The sequence below is a fragment of the Burkholderia sp. Ac-20379 genome (assembly GCF_017104645.1).
In the GTDB taxonomy this organism is placed as follows: domain Bacteria; phylum Pseudomonadota; class Gammaproteobacteria; order Burkholderiales; family Burkholderiaceae; genus Burkholderia.
On sequence record NZ_JAAGPF010000674.1, the window covers coordinates 1 to 1,599 of the forward strand.

A 1,599-nucleotide genomic window follows, 5' to 3' on the forward strand; every position below is an offset into this window, starting at 1 on the left:
GGTGACGATCGAGATGCGTGTAGTCAGCACTGGCTGCCAGAGTACCTCAGCACGTTACGTTTTTTTTTTAAAGAAGAAGACGGAATACGAGATACTCTATGGGGACTGGAGTTAAGACGTGTGCTCTTACGATCTACGGATCTGCCGGCGGGCCGCGCCGTGGTCAGCGTCGCGCACGACGCCGACGAGCAGGCGCGCAACCTGATCGGCTGGCGCCAGACCTACGACCAGCTCGCGGCCGGACGCTTCGCCGGCACGCTGACCGAGCTGCCGCTCGACACCATGAAGCTGTTCCGCGAAACCACCAGCCACACGCTGCGGCAGGGCTGCGAGGTGCGCGGCGACGCGTACTGGTTCGGCATCCCGGCCAGGCCCGACGGCAGCGCGCGGATCGACGCGCGGCCGATCGTGGCCGACGGTTTCGCCTGCCGCCCCGGCAACGTCGAATTCGAGTTGCTGACGCCGGCCGCGTTCTCGATCTACGGCGTGGTGGTGCGTGGCGACGTGCTGCGCCGCTATGCCGAGCAGGTCGAGCAGGTGGGGCACGCCGGCTTCGAGGCGCGGCTGCAAACGCAGGGGCCGCCCGTGCTACAGGCCGGCGCGGCGCAGCTTGCGCGGCTGCGCGCGCTGCTGGCCGTACGTTTCGACGATGCGGCCACGCCGCGCGCGGCGTTGTCCGAATGCGAGCGCGACGATCTGCAGGCGGACGTGCTGGCGGCGCTGTTCGACGCGTGCGCGGGGCCGGATGCCGGCGGCGAGGCCGACGGCCTGCATCCGCAACGTCGCCGCCGCATCGTCGCGCTGGCGCGCGATTACGTGCTTGCGCACCGCAGCCGGCCGATCGGCGTGCCCGAGCTGTGCGAGCAGCTTCACGTGAGCCGCCGCACCTTGCAGAACTGCTTCCAGGATGTGCTCGGCATGGCTCCCGCCACCTACCTGCGGGCGCTGCGCCTGAACGGCGCGCGGCGCGATCTGTGCGGCCGCGCGGCCGGCTCGGTGCAGGACGTGGCCGCCGCGTGGGGCTTCTGGCATCTGAGCCAGTTCGCCACCGATTACCGGCGCATGTTCGGCATGCGGCCGTCGGAGGCGCTGCGGGAGGGCGGCGAGGCTGGGGGCTCGGTGGGAGCGGTTTGAGCGGTGCAAGCGATCGGCTGGCTAGGCGCCGCCGTCGCGCGCCGGCGGCCAGTCCAGCGCATCCCAGTCGAGCGCGCGATAGGCGGCTTCCACGGCGGCGATGTCGGACGGATCGTCGCTCGCGTGCCGGTCGTGCAGCGCGGGCGGCACCGGTACCGCCACCGGCCGGCAATGCGGATAGTCGCGCACGCGCAACTCGGGCGCGATGCTCGTGAAGCAGGCCAGCGTGGGCACGTCGAAGCCGTCCGCCACGTGGATCGCCGAGGAATCGGCGCCGACCAGCACCGACGCGCCGCGCACCCACGCCAGATAGGCCGCCGTATCGGGCGACAGCGCGCGCACGTCCGCATACGCGCGGTGATCGACCGGCCCGAAGCCGAGCACCGGCAGCCCGTAGCGTTGCGCAATGCGGTCGACGAGCGCCGCGCGCCGCGCGGGCGGGATGCTGCGCAGCGGCGTGCTGGC

The 1,599-nt window shown here is 71.5% G+C and carries 1 protein-coding gene and 1 pseudogene; one reads left to right on the top strand and one right to left on the bottom strand.

The features are described 5' to 3' along the window. The first annotated feature begins 120 nt into the window (after positions 1 to 120). Positions 121 to 1,134: a helix-turn-helix domain-containing protein gene (locus tag G3N92_RS33845; RefSeq protein WP_339385892.1), complete on the top strand. Its 1,014-nt coding sequence runs from the start codon at positions 121 to 123 to the stop codon at positions 1,132 to 1,134. Between the two features lie 21 nt (positions 1,135 to 1,155). On the opposite strand, the pseudogene G3N92_RS33850 reads toward G3N92_RS33845, so the two are convergent. Then, positions 1,156 to 1,599 (bottom strand): annotated as a pseudogene (locus G3N92_RS33850) (ADP-heptose--LPS heptosyltransferase); the annotation flags it as partial.